Source organism: Clostridium phoceensis, from assembly GCF_001244495.1.
GTDB lineage: Bacteria > Bacillota > Clostridia > Oscillospirales > Oscillospiraceae > Lawsonibacter > Lawsonibacter asaccharolyticus.
On the sequence record NZ_LN866274.1, the window covers coordinates 2638255 to 2655310 of the forward strand.

Here is a 17056-nt window from a genome sequence, read left to right on the forward strand (position 1 = left end):
AGAGAAAGGAGAGCAGTATGATTTTTCGCTGTTCAGACCAGGGGTGCGGCTATTTTGGAGAGGGGCCCCGGCTGCCGGAGTTCTGTCCCCGCTGCGGCAAGCGGATGCTCCAGGCGGCGGAGGGGGAGATGACCGGAGATGACTGGTCCGCCCTTGGTGTCTTCTGGATCAGCCGGCCCGATGGGAAAGAGAGGGGACTGGCCTGCTTCCGCCGCTCCGCCGGCAAGGGAAGCGGCTGGGGGACCTGCAACCTGGGCATCTGTATGGAACAGGGGCTCGGAGTGGAGGCCGACCCCCGCCAGGCTTTCTGGCTTTATCAGCAGGCCGTGGAGATGGGGAGCCTGTCGGCGGTGTGCAATCTGGGCGTCTGCTATGAGCAGGGGATCGGCACCACTTCAGACCAGAAAAAGGCGGTGGAGCTGTTCCGGCAAGCGGCGGAGCACGCCTCCTCCCGGGGGCAGAGGCTGCTGGCCCGCTGTCTGGAACAGGGGCTGGGACTGCCCCAGGACCAAAAGGCTGCCCTGGAATGGCTGCGGACCTCCGCCCTTCAGGGGGACGCCTCCAGCCAGGCGGAGCTGGCCCGGCACTATGAGTTTGGCATCGGGACGGAGATCTCCCCCAAGCAGGCCGTACAGTGGTACCGCCGTGCGGCTCAGGCAGGGGATGCGGACGGACAGTGCTGTTTGGGCTGGCTGATGGAACACGGAAAATGGGTGGAGCAGGACGCGGACGGCGCGGTCCAGCTCTATTCGCAGGCGGCGGAGCAGGGGCACAGCCGGGCCGCTCTGCTTCTGGGGATCTGCTGCCTCAATGGGACCGGGATGCCCCGGGACCCAGACCGGGCCTGGGACCTGCTGGTCCGGGCATGGGAGCTGGGGGCCGAGTCCGCGGCCTGCGAGCTGGGACAGATGTGCCTGAAGGGGGATGGGGTCCCTCAAAATGACCAGGAGGCGGTCCGCTGGTGGACCCTGGGGGCTCAGAAGGGGGACTCCACGGCCCAGTATGATCTGGGATGGTGCTGTGAGAAGGGCCGGGGGATCGGACAGGACTATGCTCAGGCCGCCTACTGGTACCGCCGCTCTTCGGACGGAGGGGACAGCGATGCTATGTGCAACCTGGGCTGGCTCTATGAGGCGGGCCAGGGCGTGGAGCAGAGCTGGGAGAAGGCGGCGGAGTGGTATCTGCGGAGCGCCGAGGCCGGGAGCGGCCGGGCCATGGGCAACCTGGCTTGGTGCTATGACAACGGAAAAGGCGTGGAGCAGGACCACGCCGAAGCCGCCCGGTGGTTCCAGCGTGGAGCCGAGTCTGGAGACGTACGTTCCATGTACTGCCTGGCCTGGGACTATGAGCATGGGGAGGGCGTAGAGGCCAGCCTCCCTCTTGCCGCGCACTGGTATGAACAGGCATCTGAGGCCGGAGACGCGGAAGCCAGCCGCTGCCTGGGGTGGCTGTATGAGACAGGGCAGGGCGTGGATCAGGACGGGAAAAAGGCCGCAGCTTTGTACCGCCGTGCAATGGAGGCGGGCAGCATCCGCGCCATGGGAAATCTGGCCTGGTGCTATTCTGAAGGGATCGGGGTAGAGCAGGACCAGGTCCAGGCAACAGAGCTGTATCGCAGAGGCGCGGAAGCGGGCAATCCCCGCTCTATGAGCAGCTTTGGATACCGGCTCCTCCACGGCAGGGGCATTGGGAAGGATGACAAGCAGGCAGTCATCTGGCTGCGAAGGGCTGCGGAACAAGAGCAGGACAACGCCATGTGCAACCTGGGGTGGTGCTATGAGCGTGGACACGGTGTTCCCCAGGACTGGAAGCAGGCCGTGGAGTGGTATCGGCGGGCGGCACAGGCCGGAAATACTGTTGCGATGGGAAATCTGGGCTGGTGCTATGAAAAGGGAAAAGGTGTGGAAAAAGACCCGGCAGCTGCGGTAAGTTGGTACAGGCAGGGAGCAGAGCGGGGTTCCGTCCGATCCATGTATGAACTGGGCCGGTGCTGTCAGGGCGGCATTGGAGTTGCAGAGGACCTGAAGCAGGCGTTGATCTGGTTTCACAAGTCCGCCGAAGTGGGGGATGCCGACTCCTTGGGGCTTTTGGGCTGGTCTTATGAATACGGCATCGGGACAGAACAGGATTACGCCAGGGCAGTCGAATATTACCGGTGTGCGGCAGAGAAGGGGAATGCCTCCAGCATGAACAATTTGGCGGAGATGCTGGCAAATGGAAGGGGAGGGCCCCGAAATTTCGAACAGGCTATGTTTTGGTATCAGCGTGCAGCGGAGGCAGGGAGTGTCTGTGCGCTCTATAACATGGGCTGGCATGCAGAACAGGCGGGCCGCATCGCAGAGGCGCTGGACTGCTACCGACAGGCCCAGCAGTCCGGGGATGAAGCTGCCTTTTGGGCACTGGGGCGTTTTTATGAGATCGGAATTGGAGTAGAGCAGGACCCGAAGCAGGCGTTTGCGCTCTACCAGGCGGGTGCGGAAAAGGGAAACGTCAACTGCCGCTGCCGCCTGATTCGATGTTATGCTCTGGGGATCGGAACGCCGCGTGATCCGGACACGGCCCGGCAGCTGGGGCGTGCGCTGCTCTGTGAGAAGCTGGACCCCTGGGACTTAGAGGACTATGGCTGTCAGCCGGAGCTGGAGCAGCTTCGGCAGCTTATGGATACATTAGAGACCTAAAAAGCTGGAGCGGCGCATCAGAAATGCGCCGCTCCAGCTTTAGGGTGTGCAGAGCGTTTCCAGAGTCCTGCGGTCCAAAAGAGAAATGCTCCGGTATCCCAGAGCGACCAGCCCCCTGCGGGAGAATTGGTTCAGGATGCGGCTGACGGTCACCCGGCTAACAGAGATGGATGAGGCGATCTCCTCCTGGGTACAGGACACCTGATCCTGCCCAGATGCTGCGGAGAGCAGGTACTGAGCCACCCGCCACTCTGCCGGACGGAAGGCCATGTCGTCCACATGGGCGGACAGCAGCCGCACCGTCCGGGCCAGATATTTCAGCATGGCCATGGCCATGCCTGGATTCCGGGTAAATTCCGCCGTGACCTGCTCCCGGTCGATGGGGACGATCTCGCAGGGGGTGAGGGCTACGGCGGAGGACACCCGGGGCAGTTCGTCAAAAAAGGATGCCTCCCCGAAGATGGAGCCCTGCTGATACAGGTTTAGGGTGCGCTCCGCCCCGTCCTCCGACTGGATGAAGCTCTTTACCTTTCCCTTTTTCAAATAATAAAAGCAGGTGGCCTCTGTCCCCTGGAGGTAGATCAGATAGCCGGAGGAGCAGCGGACCGAGGGGCGGTCCTGGGCGAAGGGACGCCAGAGCTCCACAGGGAAGTCCAGCGAAAAGGTGTTGGCGTATTCCATCGATCTCTCCTCTTTTCCCAAGAAATCCTATTAATTGTATCATAGTTAACATTCTTTTGGCAAGAGAACCGTCATACTGGACAGGAAAAAATCACCCACAAAAGTGAGGAGGCACATTCCATGGGAATGACGATGACACAAAAAATTCTGGCAAAGGCCGCCGGGCTGTCCTCAGTCCAGCCGGGCCAGCTGATCGAAGCCAGGCTGAACCTGGTCCTGGGCAACGATATCACCACCCCTGTGGCCATCACGGAGTTTGAGAAGGCTGGCTTCACCCAGGTCTTTGACAAGGACAGGATCGCCATTGTGCTGGACCACTATACCCCCTGCAAGGATATCAAGTCTGCCCAGCTGTGCAAGCAGGCACGGGAGTTTGCCCACAAGCACAGCATCACCCATTTCTACGACGTGGGCCAGGTGGGCGTAGAGCACGCCCTGATCCCCGAGAAGGGGCTGGCCGCCCCGGGAGAGGTCATCGTGGGGGCCGACTCCCATACCTGCACCTACGGCGCGCTGGGTGCCTTCTCCACCGGCATCGGCTCCACCGACATGGCCGCGGGCATGGCCACCGGCCTGCTGTGGTTCAAGGTCCCCTCTGCCATCAAGGTGACCCTGAAGGGGAAGCTCCAGCCCTGCGTCAGCGGCAAGGATGTGATCCTGCACCTGATCGGCGAGATCGGGGTGGACGGTGCCCTGTATCAGTCCCTGGAGTTCGCCGGGGAGGGCGTGTCCTCCCTGTCCATGGACGACCGCTTCACCATCTCCAACATGGCCATCGAGGCCGGCGGCAAGAACGGCATCTTCCCCGTAGACGAGAAGACCATGGAGTATATCAACGGCCGGGTGGGCCGCCCCTGCGAGGCCTTTGAGGCCGATCCCGATGCGGTCTACACACGGGAGGTAGTCATCGATCTGGACAAGCTGGAACCCACCGTCTCCATGCCCCATCTCCCCGAGAACACCAAGGTGGTCAGCGAGGTGGCCGGCCTGCACATCGACCAGGTGGTGATCGGCTCCTGCACCAATGGGCGCATCCAGGACCTGCGGGAGGCCGCTGCTATTCTGAAGGGGAAAAAGGTGGCGGAAAATGTGCGCTGCATCGTCATCCCCGCCACCCAGGAGATCACCCTCCAAGCCATGAAAGAGGGGCTGCTGGAGATCTTCATCGCCTCCGGCTGCGCTGTCTCCGCCCCCACCTGCGGCCCCTGCCTGGGTGGACACATGGGCGTCATGGCGGAGGGGGAGCGCTGCGTCTCCACCACCAACCGCAACTTTGTGGGCCGCATGGGTCATGTGCAGTCGGAAGTCATCCTGGCCTCTCCCGCCGTGGCCGCCGCCTCTGCAGTGGCCGGCTGCGTGGCCGACCCCCGCATCTAAAGCGAACGGGGAATATAAGGTCCCGAACTCCTCATTCCTAATTCTTAATTTGTAAAGAAAGGATCGACGAACCAATGAAGGTTTACAAATACGGTGCCAACGTGGACACTGACGTCATCATCCCCGCCCGGCACCTGAACGACCCCTCTCCCGCGGCCCTGGCCTCCCACTGCATGGAGGACATCGATAAGGACTTCGCTTCCACCGTCCAGCCCGGCGACATCATCGTGGCCGGTCCTAACTTTGGCTGCGGCTCCAGCCGTGAGCACGCCCCTCTGGCCATCAAGTCCTGCGGTGTGAAGTGCGTCATCGCCCCCTCCTTTGCCCGCATCTTCTACCGCAACGCCATCAACATTGGCTTCCCCATTATGGAGTGCGCCCAAGCGGCGGAGGAGATCCAGGCTGGGGACCAGGTGGAGGTGGATTTTGCCACTGGTGTCATCACCGATGAGACCACCGGCAAGACCTACCAGGCGGCCCCCTTCCCGGAGTTTATTGACGGAATTATCAAAAGCGGCGGCCTGCTCAACTCCCTGAAGGACCGGGGGGTGGCGAAATGAACTACAAGATCGCGCTGATCCGGGGCGACGGCATCGGCCCAGAGGTAGTGGGCGAGGCGGTCCAGGTCATGGAAGCCGTGGGGAAGAAGTTCGGCCACAGCTTTACCTTTGAGGACATTTTGATGGGCGGCTGCGCCACTGACGCAGTGGGGGTGTCCTACCCCGAAGGCACCGCGGAGAAGTGCAGGGCCTGCGACGCGGTGCTGCTGGGCGCCGTAGGCGGTCCCAAGTGGGGCAGCGACAAGCCAGCGGAACAGCGCCCGGAGACGGCCCTGCTGGCCATCCGAAAGGACCTGGGGCTGTACGCCAACCTGCGCCCCGCCGCCCTGCGTCCCGCCATGGCCGGCGCCTGCCCCCTGAAGAAGGAGACCGCCGAGAAAGGCATCGACCTGATGATGGTCCGGGAGCTCACCGGCGGCATCTACTTCGGCAAGCGGGACCGCTATCAGACTGAGGACAGGGGGGAGGAGGCCACCGACCTGATGGCCTACTCAGAGCAGGAGATCGAGCGCATCGGCCGCCGGGCCTTTGAGCTGGCCCGCCTGCGCCGGAACAAGGTGTCCAGCGTGGACAAGGCCAACGTGCTGGAGACCAGCCGCCTGTGGCGGAAGGTGATGCACCGGCTGGCGGAGGAATACTCCGACGTGTCCTATGAGGACGTGCTGGTGGACAACTGCGCCATGCAGCTCGTCCGGGACCCCGGCCAGTTCGACGTGGTGGTCACCGAGAACATGTTCGGGGACATCCTCTCCGACGAGGCCTCCATGGTCACCGGCTCCATCGGCCTGCTGCCCTCCGCCTCTATCGGGGACGCCGCCCCCGGCCTGTATGAGCCCATCCACGGCTCCGCTCCGGACATCGCCGGCCAGGACAAGGCCAACCCCATCGCCACCATCCTGTCTGTGGCCATGATGTTCCGCTACTCCTTCCACCTGGCCGCGGAGGCCCAGGCCATCGAAAACGCCGTGGACGCGGTGCTGGCTGAGGGCTGGCGCACCGCTGACATCGCCGAGCCCGGCGTCATCCCCATCGGGACCCGGGAGATGGGCCGGCGCATCCGGGAAAAGCTCTGACTCAGAGAAAACACACAGACCCGGGACCCCCAAGCCAGATCCGGGAGGGGGGCCCGGGTCCTTTTGCCCTCTGGAGGAACGGGAGTGGGAACAGGGCAGAGGAGAATTTGGTGAAAAAGCACAGAATGGAGGGAGCTCTACCCCTGACTTGCACCGTCCCCTGCCAAATTGTTCAGAATTTCAGGAAAATAACCGGAAACCACTTGCAATCCTGCAAGTCGGCGCATATAATATGCCATGCGTGATTCGCCAGAAGGAGGACAACATTGATATGAAAGAGCTTTCCAAGATCGCACTGGCTGTTGAGCCGTCCAGCACCATGGCCATCGACACTCTGTTCAAGCAGATGAAAGCCGAGGGGCAGGACGTGATCGGGTTTGGAGCCGGAGAACCCGACTTCAATACGCCGGACTATATCAAAGAGGCGGGTATTGCCGCCATCGAGCACAACGAGACCCGCTACACTCCCTCCAGCGGCACGGTGGAGCTGCGCAAGGCCATCTGCCAGCGCCTGAAGGCCGACTGCGGCGTGGAGTACACCCCCCAGCAGATCTCCGTGTCCAACGGCGCCAAGCCCTGCGTCTATGTGGCCCTGAGGGCCCTCATCAACCCCGGGGACGAGGTCATCCTGCCCTCTCCCTACTGGGTGAGCTACTCTGAGCTCATCAAGATGACCGGCGGCGTGCCTGTTATTGTGGAGACCCGGGAGGCGGACCATTTCAAGCTCACCGCTCAGGAGCTGCGGGACGCCATCACCCCCAAGACCAAGGCCATGATCCTGAACAACCCATCCAACCCCACCGGCATGATGTACAGCCGCAAGGAGCTGGAGGAGATCGCCAAGGTCTGCGTAGAACAGGATATTTACGTGATCTGCGACGAGATCTATTATCATCTGGTGTATGATGGAGAGGAGTTCGTCAGCCTTGCCTCCATCAGCCCGGAGATCAAGGAACGCACCCTGCTGGTCAATGGTGTTTCCAAGTCCTATGCCATGACCGGCTGGCGCATCGGCTATGTGGCCGCTAACGACCAGGTCTCCAAGGTGATCGCCAACTACCTCAGCCACTGCACCGGCTCCCCCAGCTCCATCTCCCAGAAGGCCGCTGTGACCGCCCTCACTGCCTCCCAGGAGAGTGTGGAGGTCATGCGCAAGGCTTTCGAGCGCCGCCGTGACTACATGGTGGAGCGGATGAACAGCATCGAGGGCGTCAGCTGCATCAAGCCCCACGGCGCTTTCTATGTGATGATGAACATCGAGAAGCTCATCGGCCAGGAGCTCCACGGCGTGGTCATCCGGGACGCGGACGATTTCGGCAACCTCTTCCTGAAGTACGGCAAGGTGGCTGTGGTGCCCGGTACTGGCTTTGGTGCCCCCACTTTTGTTCGCTGGTCCTATGCCACCTCCATTGAGAACATCAAGGAGGGCCTGAACCGGCTGGAGCGTTTCCTGAAGGGCGAGACCATCTAAACATGACGAAACAGAGCGGGAGCACGGACAGACCCATGTCCGCGCTCCCGCTTTCCTCTCTTAAGTTTTCGTGAAAATTTGGGAAAGCACTGGCAATCCCCCGGGGAGTACGTTATAATATTTGATACAAGCGGGCAGGGGAGAGCTGCCCAGATTCTAAATAAAATGAGGTTTGATGCAAATGCCGACCAACGCCTATGAAAGTCCGCTGTCCTCCCGATATGCCAGCGACGAGATGCTGTATCTCTTTTCCGCTGACAAGAAATTCTCCACTTGGAGACGTCTGTGGGTCGCGCTGGCCCGGGCCGAGATGGAGCTGGGGCTCCCGGTGACCCAGGAGCAGGTGGATGAACTGGAGGCCCATATCACTGATATCGACTATGAGAAGGCGGCCCAGTGGGAACGGAAGTTGCGCCATGACGTGATGGCCCATGTCCACACCTACGGTGAGCTGTGCCCCAAAGCCATGCCCATCATCCATCTGGGGGCCACCAGCTGCTATGTGGGGGACAATACCGACGTGATCCTCATGCGGGAGGGACTGGAGCTGGTCCGGGCCAAGCTGGTAAAGGTCATCGCCCGGCTGGCCAAGTTCGCAGAGGAGTATAAGGCCCTGCCCACCCTGGGCTTTACTCATTTTCAGGCTGCCCAGCTGGTGACGGTAGGCAAACGGGCCACCCTGTGGATGAACGAGCTGCTCATGGATCTGGAGGAGGTGGAGCACCGCATCTCCACCCTGAAGCTGCTGGGCTCCAAGGGGACCACCGGTACCCAGGCATCCTTCCTGGAGCTGTTCGAGGGGGATCACGAGAAGGTCAAGGAGCTGGAGCGGAAGATAGCCCGTGAGATGGGCTTTGACGCCGTGGTCCCGGTGAGCGGCCAGACCTATTCCCGGAAGATGGACTACAACGTGGTGTCCACCCTGTCCGGCATCGCTCAGTCCGCCAGCAAGTTTGCCACCGACATGCGGCTGCTCTGCCACCTGAAGGAGGTGGAGGAGCCCTTTGAAAAGAACCAGATCGGCTCCTCCGCCATGCCCTACAAGCGCAACCCCATGCGCTGCGAGCGTATCTGCTCCCTGGCCCGTTACGTCATGGTGGACGCGGGCAACCCCGCTGTCACCACCGCGACCCAGTGGTTCGAGCGCACCCTGGATGATTCCGCCAACAAGCGCCTGTCTGTGCCAGAGGCCTTCCTGGCTGTGGACGCCATCCTGAACATCTACCTGAACGTGGCCTCCGGTCTGGTGGTCCATCCCAAGGTCATTGAGCGCCACGTTCTGGAGGAGCTGCCCTTCATGGCCAGCGAGAACATCATGATGGATGCGGTGAAGCGGGGCGGCAACCGCCAGGAGCTCCACGAGCGTATCCGTGTGCTCTCCCAGGAAGCCGGGCGGAATGTAAAGGACCTGGGCCTGCCCAACAATCTGATCGATCTGATCGCAGAGGACCCGGCCTTTGGTATGAGCCGGGAGGAGCTCACCGCCCATCTGGAGCCCAGCCGCTACATCGGCCGCTGCCCCCAGCAGGTGGAGGAGTTCCTGAAGGAGCAGGTCGCCCCCGCTCTGGCCAAATATCAGGACTGCCTGAAGGATGAGGACACAGAGCTGAAAGTCTGAGAAAAAGGAGCTGCCCACGTGAACAAGAAGCCGCAAAATCCATACTTTTTTGCCGGCGTGACTGCATTTCTGGTCATCGCCGCCGCTATCCTCGTCTTTTTTGCCGTCTTTCACTTCAAGGGCATCCTGAGCTTTCTCTCCACGGTCAACCGCATTCTCCGTCCCATCTACTACGGAGCGGTCCTGGCTTTCCTGTTGCTGCCCATCCACCGGGCCATTTTAAGATTTCTCACCGGACTCACCCCGGACAGCCGCCTGTCAGACCGGCGGAACCTGAGCTTTCTCAACGCAGTGGCCATCATCCTCAGCCTTCTGTTCGCCGCCCTAGTCATTTATATCCTGCTGGCCATGGTCCTGCCCCAGGTCTATGAGAGCGTGGTAGGGCTGGTCCAGTCCATCCCCGGCTATTTTATGACCCTCCAGGAGCGGCTGATGGAATTTTTGGCCAATAACCCGGACATTCAGACAGCGGTCATGCCCTACTACAACTCGGTAGCTGTGTCGGTGGAGGAGTGGCTCCAGTCCGATCTGCTCCCCAATCTGGAGTCCGTAAACAGCTCTTTGTCCTGGTTCCAGCAGGAGATCGTTCCCCGGCTCACCTCCATGTTCTCCAGTGTGTCCGCTGTGTTCATCGCCCTGCTGATGCTGGCCAAGGACCTGCTGATCGCCGTTATCGTCTCCGTCTATCTGCTGGCCAGAAAGGATATCTTCTCTGCCCAGGCCAAAAAGATCGTGTACAGTGTGTGTGAGACCCGCTGGGCGGACCTGATCGTGGAGGAGGTGCGCAATGCCTATCGCATCATGAGCGGCTTTATCAACGGCAAGCTGCTGGACTCCCTCATCATTGGGATCATCGCGCTGGTGTGCTGCAATCTCTTTAACTTCCCATACCCCGCCCTTTTGGCGGTCATCATCGGTGTGACCAATGTCATCCCCTTTTTTGGCCCCTTTATCGGTGCCATTCCATGCGCCCTGCTGATTCTCATCATCAGTCCTATCCAGTGTGTTTATTTCGTGATCTTTATCCTTGTGCTCCAGCAGTTTGACGGGAATATTCTGGGCCCCAAGATCCTGGGGGACTCCACGGGACTGGCCAGCTTCTGGGTGCTGTTCTCGATCCTGCTGTTCGGCGGGCTGTTTGGATTCGCCGGCATGGTGCTGGGTGTCCCGGTCTTTGCCATGTTTTACAGCGTGGTCAACCGTCTGGTACGCTATGGGCTGGGGAAGCGGAAGCTCCCGGTGGAGACCCAGGAGTATCTGGGACGGACCGGGCCTCTCTCCAGGCCGAAGGAGTGACCCCCTGTGAATAAAACAGCGATTTGCGGCCTCAGGGCGGCCCTGGTGATCGTCTTCCTTTTGATCCTGCTGGCATTGGGTGCCCTGATCCTTGTGGGAAACTATTTCTACACCTTTGCCCTGGACCCTAACGCCAAGGGCGGCTTCGGCTCCGCCGCCGGGATCGTGGACAGCGAGTACACCCGCTGGCTGCTGAAGGACAGCCGTGACGTGTCCCTCATCAGTGATGACGGCCTGGAGCTCCACGCCTACCGGGTGGACGGAAGCGTCCATCACCGCTACGCTGTCCTCTGCCATGGCTATCAAAACAACGCCACCGGCATGGCCTCCTATGGCAAACATCTGTTTGATTTGGGCTACACGGTGCTGCTCCCCGACGCCAGAGGGCACGGAGAGAGCGAGGGAGACTACATCGGGATGGGGTGGCCGGAGCGCCGGGATGTGGTCCGGTGGTGTCAACAGCTGATCGCGGAGGACCCGGAGGCGGAGATCGTGCTTTACGGCGTCTCTATGGGCGCTGCCACCGTGATGATGGCCTCCGGTGAGGCGGATCTGCCTGTCCAGGTCCGGTGTGTGATCGAGGACTGCGGTTATACCTCTGTCTGGGATGAATTTTCTGGCCAGCTGAAGGAGCTGTTCGGCCTGCCGCCCTTCCCCGTTCTCAACGCTGCGGATTTGGTCTGCCGTATCCGGGCCGGCTACAGCATCACAGAGGCCAGTGCCCTGAGACAGGTGGAGCGCTCTGTCACCCCCACGCTCTTCATCCATGGAGAGGAGGACACCTTTGTTCCTTTCTGGATGCTGGAGGAGCTGTATCAGGCCGCCTCCTGCGAGAAGGAGAAGCTGGCCGTCCCCGGTGCCGCTCACGCGGAGTCCGCCGCCGTGGCGCCGAAGCTGTACTGGCCCGCGGTGGACGCCTTTCTGGCGCGGCATATGGCCTGATTCAGCGGGATAGAAAGAAGCCCTGCATGGCATTGCCATGCAGGGCTTCTTTACTGGAAACCTATTACAGGCTGGTGGTCAGCACCTTTTTCAGGCGGGCAAAACGGGGGAGGGCGTTCTCCTTGGGGGCATCGGTCTCTCCCTGGATCAGGGGCAGCACATAGTCGATGAACTCTTGAGTCACACCGTTCCCGGCCTCGTTGATCCACGCGCGGGGGACCTTCTTCTCAAAGTTGGCCACGATATCCAGGGGCTCCAGGACGGTCTTGCATGCATAGCTGCCATCCCGAGTGCACTGGAAAGCCACCATCTTGTCAGTAAAGCCCTCAGCGGCGGCCTCCACCGCAGCCTGGCCAGCCAGATATGCCTCCTCCACATCGGTCTTGGAGGCCAGATGGGACCCGCAGCGCTGGAGCAGGGAGAGCTCGATGCCGCGGACCTTGGCCCCCAGCTTCTGCTTCACGGTCTCGGCCAGCATGGAGGCCAGACCGCCCAGCTGGGCGTGTCCGAAGCCGTCAGTAGCGGAGGTCTTAGCCTCGGAGACGAAGGTGCCGTCGGCGTAGTGGATGCCCTCGGACACGGCTACCATGCACTTGCCGGTCTTATCGTAGACGGCCTTCACATCGGAGAGGAACCGGTCCATGTCAAAATCGGTCTCGGGCAGATAGACCAGGTCGGGACCGCAGCCGGTGAGGGAGGCCAGGGCGGCGGAGCCGGCCAGCCAGCCGGCGTGGCGGCCCATGATCTCGATGATGGTGACCATGCCGGTGTCATACACGTGGGCGTCCTGCCACACCTCGGCGCAGGAGGTGGCGATATACTTGGCCGCGGAGGCAAAGCCGGGGCAGTGGTCGGTGCCGTTCAGGTCATTGTCGATGGTCTTTGGAACACCCATGATGCGGCACTCATAGCCCACTTTCTGCATATACTTGGAGATCTTGTTGCAGGTGTCCATGGAGTCGTTGCCGCCGTTGTAGAAGAAATAGCGGACATTGTACTTCTTGAAGATCTCCAGGATACGCTGGTAATCGGTATCATCTACGTCGGGATCCGCCAGCTTGTAGCGGCAGGAGCCCAGGGCAGAGGAGGGGGTGTATTTCATCAGGTCCAGCTCAGCGGGGTCCTCCTGAGCCATGTCGTACAGCTTGTCCTCCAGCACACCCTTGATGCCGTGGGCGGCGCCCAGCACCTGAGTGATGCAGGGAGTCTTCAGGGCGGTCTGGATGACGCCCTGGGCACTGGCGTTGATGACGGCGGTGGGGCCGCCGGACTGGCCGATGATACAGGCTCCAGTCAGTTGATTCATGTTGGTTGCCTCCTTCAAAAATCTTGCAGCGGGATTGGAAAACTGCACATTTCTTGATTGAAAATTCCAAAGTAAATCATACCATGTCCTATTGTATTTCGCAATTGGAAATGGTACAATATAACATGTAAATTTGAAGAAGGAGATGGTCATTATGCCACTGGTAACGACCACTGAAATGTTCAAAAAGGCCTATGACGGCGGATACGCTATCGGCGCGTTCAATGTCAACAACATGGAGATCGTCCAGGGGATCACCGAGGCGGCCAAAGAGGTCAACGCCCCCCTGATCCTCCAGGTCTCCAAGGGCGCTCGGGCCTATGCTAACCATACCTATCTGATCAAGCTGGTAGAGGCCGCCATCGCTGAGACCGGCCTGCCTATCTGCCTGCACCTGGACCACGGCGACAGCTTCGAGCTGTGCAAGTCCTGCGTGGACGGCGGTTTCACCTCCGTGATGATCGATGCCTCCTCCAAGCCCTTTGAGGAGAACATCGAGATCACCAAGAAGGTGGTGGAGTATGCCCACGACCACGGCGTAGTGGTGGAGGCCGAGCTGGGCGCTCTGGCAGGCGTGGAGGACGAGGTCAATGTGTCTGCCGAAGACTCCCACTACACCCGTCCTGAAGAGGTGGAGGAGTTCGTCTCCCGCACCGGCTGTGATTCCCTGGCCATCGCCATCGGCACCAGCCACGGCGCTTACAAGTTCACTGCCGCTCAGTGCACCCGCAATGAGAAGGGGGAGCTGGTTCCCCCTCCGCTGCGCTTCGACATCCTGGATGAGATCGTCAGGCGCCTGCCTGGGTTCCCCATCGTGCTCCACGGCTCCTCCTCCGTGCCTCAGGAGTTTGTGAAGATGATCAACGAGAATGGCGGCAAGATGCCTGACGCTGTGGGCATCCCCGAGGATCAGCTGCGTCAGGCCGCACGGGGCGCCGTGTGCAAGATCAATATCGACTCCGATCTGCGTCTGGCCATGACCGGCACCATCCGCAAGTATTTTGCCGAGCATCCCGCCGACTTTGACCCCCGGCAGTATCTGAAGCCCGCCCGTGAGAACATCAAGCAGCTGGTCAAGCATAAGCTGATCAACGTGCTGGGCTGCGACGGCAAGGCCTGATCGAACTTCTGCCTTTTGAAAAGGGAGCGCTTCGGCGCTCCCTTTTTTCATACCTAGTTCGCCAAAGCCGCCCCGTAGGCCCATGGTGAGAAGAAGGAGACAGAACTTTCAGGTGAGATGAACCCGGGACCGTTTTCTGCATAGAATGGGGGCAGGAGAGGGGAGAGGTCCTTTGCACGATATCCTGCCCTATGACCGCGGGGCGGCGGTGCACTATGCCCACCGGTGGGCGTATGATCGGAATCCGGCGTACTACGATTTCTCTGAACTGGGGGGAGACTGCACCAACTTCGCATCCCAATGCCTTTATGCTGGGAGCGGCGTGATGGACCATACGCCTACCTTCGGATGGTACTACATCAGCGGAAATCAGAAATCTCCGTCCTGGAGCGGCGTGCCCTACTTTTATAACTTTTTGACCCGAAAGGACAGCAGGCCGGGGCCCTTTGGCACGGAAGCCGGACTGGGTGAACTGGAGCCGGGGGATTTTATCCAGCTCAGCTTTGCCGGCGGCGTCTTTGCCCATGATCCTATCGTGGTGGAGATCCGGCAGCCGGCCTTTCCCGACACCATTCTGGTGGCCGCCCACAGCCAGGACGCCGACTTCCGGCCGTTGAGCACCTACCCATATCAAGCCCTGCGGGGCATCCATATTCTGGGGGTCCGCCCCAGATAAGTGATAGACCTCCCAATTGGTTTTGGGAGGTCTATCGCTTTAACGCTCTATGGGGAGGCCATTTTCATCAAAGGTGTTTTTCAGCAGGGCATCCACCAGAAATGCGGAGATACACAGAAATACCATCTGTCCGCCGATCAGCCACAGTACAAAGGAGGAGGCACTCTCCCGGAACACAACCATAAGCACTGCGGACAGGATGCTGAGAAGGAGTCCGATGCGCAGCCAGAGCTTAGAGATGTGCCGGTGGGCGAAGGCCCAGGTCTCCTCGGTTTTGCTGGAGAGGGCGGTGCGGTAGGCTAGAAAGCCACCGTCCCGCTTGGGGGGATGGATGCGCCAAATCAGCCCCACCACCGCCATCAGGACCGGCGTGAGCATGGCAAAGACGAACAGTACATAATACATGGGTCACGAACTCCTTTTTTCTTCCTGTTCCATGATCTCTCTTTGGGCCCGCTTGGTCAGCTTCTGGAATACCAGTTCATAGGACATGCCGCAAAAGTCCCGCAGCACGTCGTCCGGGAGAGCCCCGTCCAAATAGACCGAGTTCCAATTCCGCTTATCGCTGTAAAAACCGGGCACTACCTCCGGGTACTGCTCGCGAAATGCCTCGGCCAGCCTGGGATCGCACTTCAGGATCACCATAGTCCGCCCAGCATGGGCGGCGTGTTCCGGTCCTGGGGTGCAGACGGCTGCAAACATCCGCCCGCCTACCAAATAACGCTGCCACTGCCATTCCAATTTGTAGTCGGTGACGGCACCGGGCATGGACAGCAGATAGCCCTCCAGCCAGGAATATCGGTTCATGTCTCGTCCTCACTTCCCCTTTTTTTCTTCTTTACCATCCCCAGAGGATTGGCACGGGCTGCGGTGCGCAGATCATCGCTGTCCACGTGGGTGTATATCTGGGTCGTGTTCAGGTGGTCGTGGCCCAGGACCTCCTGCAAAGTGCGCACGTCTACGCCGTTTTGAAGCATCAGAGTAGCGGCAGTGTGGCGCAGCTTATGGGCGGAATACTGGGTGCTGTCCAGCCCGGAGGCGGCCAGATGCTTTTTCACCAGCTTGTGCACCGCAGCGCGGGAGATGCGCCGGCGATTCTGATGGGTGATGAAGAGGGCCTCCTTATCGATCAGTGCCAGCATGTTCCGCTCTGTCAGCCAATCCTGGAGAGCCTGCTGACAGGCTTCGTTGAGAAAGAGGACCCGTTCCTTGTTGCCCTTGCCCAGGACTCTGAGCTGATCGCCCCGGACATCGGTCACGTTCAGGCCGACCAGCTCTGAGATCCGCAGGCCGCAGTTCAAAAACAGGGTCAGGATGCAGTAATCCCGCACAGAGTTAGCTCCGTCTACCGACTCCAGCAATTCCACGCTCTCTTCCAGATCCAGGTAACGGGGCAGTGACTTCTTGAGGCGGGGGGAATCCAGATCTTGCATAGGGTTCTCAGTCAGCAGCTTGGCCTTGTTGGTGAGGTACTTATAAAATGAGCGGATGGTCGCCACCTTGCGTGCCCGGGAGGACGCAGACAATCCATAGCTGGTGTCTGGGCTGTTCGGATGGGCCGCGCGGTCTCGGCTGAGATAGCTCATATAGGCGTAGACGTCGGTCAGAGTGACGGAGCGGATGAGTTGGATGTCCACATCATCGATGGGGATCGATTCCATGGGCGTATCCTTGGGGACGAGCCGTTTTTCCAGCTTGAGATAGCGGAAAAAGCTGCGCAGATCCAGAAAGTATTCGTCCACGGTTTTTGGGGAGTGGCCCTGGATGGTCTCATGATAGACCAGAAAATCCCGAAGGATGGGTGGTGATTCTGAGCGGTAGTCCAAATCGCAGCCTGCGGGCCTGGGATGGGTGAAAACACGGTTTTCTCCTATTGCTCCTCCTCTCAGGTCAACAAAATTTTTATTTTGTTGACCTGAGAGTCTTCCCGCAGTACCTCCCTTCGCAGTGCTTCCCCTGCATCATACCACACCGGCGGAGCGGTCGCAAGCCCTGCGGCCGGCTTTTGCCGCCTTGGCCTCCAGGGACGCCTGCAAGAGCCGGTCGGCCATCGCATAAATCATGCGCACGAAAAGACCGCATCAGAAAGACTCTAGCTTCCTGATGCGGTCTTTTCGCATAGATATCTCTCATCTGGGCACACTGATGACCATGATATCATGGCCCGCATTTCAGCCAAACAAAAAGAAAAAGGTGTGATCTTTTGAGCCTGATCGTCTGCACCGACCCCTGCGTCTACCAACAGGACGGCTACTGCT

General features: G+C 60.2%; 15 protein-coding genes. 10 read left to right on the forward strand and 5 right to left on the reverse strand.

Annotation, left to right across the window (positions count from 1 at the left end; all coding sequences use genetic code 11):
- The first annotated feature begins 17 nt into the window (after positions 1-17).
- The gene (locus BN1969_RS13620) at positions 18-2678 is read left to right on the forward strand and encodes an SEL1-like repeat protein (protein WP_050624805.1); all 2661 of its coding nucleotides are present in this window, start codon (positions 18-20) and stop codon (positions 2676-2678) included.
- Between the two features lie 39 nt (positions 2679-2717).
- Here the strand turns inward: BN1969_RS13620 and BN1969_RS13625 are convergent, their stop codons facing one another.
- Positions 2718-3359, reverse strand: a complete 642-nt coding sequence (locus BN1969_RS13625; protein ID WP_050624806.1) for a Crp/Fnr family transcriptional regulator — start codon at positions 3357-3359, stop codon at positions 2718-2720.
- Positions 3360-3479: 120 nt separating this feature from the next.
- Between BN1969_RS13625 and leuC the strand changes: the two genes are divergently transcribed.
- The 7 genes from leuC (at position 3480) to BN1969_RS13660 (ending at position 11696) form a co-directional block, all read left to right on the forward strand.
- Complete coding sequence (gene leuC / locus BN1969_RS13630) at positions 3480-4736, forward strand: 3-isopropylmalate dehydratase large subunit (RefSeq protein ID WP_050624807.1); 1257 nt, start codon at positions 3480-3482, stop codon at positions 4734-4736.
- 74 nt (positions 4737-4810) lie between these two features.
- Positions 4811-5296, forward strand: a complete 486-nt coding sequence (locus tag BN1969_RS13635; RefSeq protein WP_050624808.1) for a 3-isopropylmalate dehydratase small subunit — start codon at positions 4811-4813, stop codon at positions 5294-5296.
- Positions 5293-6369, forward strand: a complete 1077-nt coding sequence (leuB, locus tag BN1969_RS13640) for a 3-isopropylmalate dehydrogenase (protein ID WP_050624809.1) — start codon at positions 5293-5295, stop codon at positions 6367-6369. Before BN1969_RS13635 ends, leuB begins: the two co-directional genes overlap by 4 nt.
- 271 nt (positions 6370-6640) lie before the next feature.
- A complete protein-coding gene (locus BN1969_RS13645) occupies positions 6641-7840 on the forward strand; it encodes a pyridoxal phosphate-dependent aminotransferase (RefSeq protein WP_050624810.1) in 1200 nt (399 codons plus the stop codon).
- A 181-nt stretch (positions 7841-8021) separates the two neighbouring features.
- Positions 8022-9458, forward strand: a complete 1437-nt coding sequence (gene purB / locus BN1969_RS13650) for an adenylosuccinate lyase (protein ID WP_050624811.1) — start codon at positions 8022-8024, stop codon at positions 9456-9458.
- Positions 9459-9476: 18 nt separating this feature from the next.
- On the forward strand, positions 9477-10754 hold the full coding sequence (locus BN1969_RS13655; protein WP_050624812.1) for an AI-2E family transporter: 1278 nt from the start codon (positions 9477-9479) through the stop codon (positions 10752-10754).
- Positions 10755-10760: 6 nt separating this feature from the next.
- Positions 10761-11696 (forward strand): alpha/beta hydrolase, encoded by a 936-nt coding sequence (locus BN1969_RS13660; RefSeq protein ID WP_050624813.1) that lies wholly within the window; start codon positions 10761-10763, stop codon positions 11694-11696.
- 64 nt (positions 11697-11760) lie between these two features.
- On the opposite strand, the gene BN1969_RS13665 is transcribed toward BN1969_RS13660, so the two are convergent.
- Positions 11761-13002, reverse strand: a complete 1242-nt coding sequence (locus BN1969_RS13665) for a 6-phosphofructokinase (RefSeq protein ID WP_050624814.1) — start codon at positions 13000-13002, stop codon at positions 11761-11763.
- 154 nt (positions 13003-13156) lie between these two features.
- On the opposite strand from BN1969_RS13665, the gene fba reads away from it, so the two are divergent.
- Together fba and BN1969_RS13675 are read left to right on the forward strand one after the other, a co-directional pair.
- Positions 13157-14122, forward strand: a complete 966-nt coding sequence (gene fba, locus BN1969_RS13670) for a class II fructose-1,6-bisphosphate aldolase (RefSeq protein ID WP_050624815.1) — start codon at positions 13157-13159, stop codon at positions 14120-14122.
- A gap of 172 nt (positions 14123-14294) precedes the next feature.
- Complete coding sequence (locus tag BN1969_RS13675; RefSeq protein ID WP_147577112.1) at positions 14295-14798, forward strand: amidase domain-containing protein; 504 nt, start codon at positions 14295-14297, stop codon at positions 14796-14798.
- A gap of 39 nt (positions 14799-14837) precedes the next feature.
- On the opposite strand, the gene BN1969_RS13680 is transcribed toward BN1969_RS13675, so the two are convergent.
- From BN1969_RS13680 to BN1969_RS13690, 3 genes are read right to left on the reverse strand one after another with little or no spacing between them, the layout of a single operon-like run.
- Positions 14838-15203, reverse strand: coding sequence for an SdpI family protein (locus BN1969_RS13680; protein ID WP_050624817.1), 366 nt, complete (start codon positions 15201-15203; stop codon positions 14838-14840).
- 3 nt (positions 15204-15206) lie between these two features.
- Entirely contained in the window at positions 15207-15605 is a 399-nt protein-coding gene (locus BN1969_RS13685) for an MmcQ/YjbR family DNA-binding protein (RefSeq protein ID WP_050624818.1), read from the reverse strand.
- Complete coding sequence (locus BN1969_RS13690; RefSeq protein ID WP_050624819.1) at positions 15602-16624, reverse strand: tyrosine recombinase XerC; 1023 nt, start codon at positions 16622-16624, stop codon at positions 15602-15604. The genes BN1969_RS13685 and BN1969_RS13690 overlap by 4 nt, the downstream gene beginning before the upstream one ends.
- Positions 16625-17056: the final 432 nt, after the last annotated feature.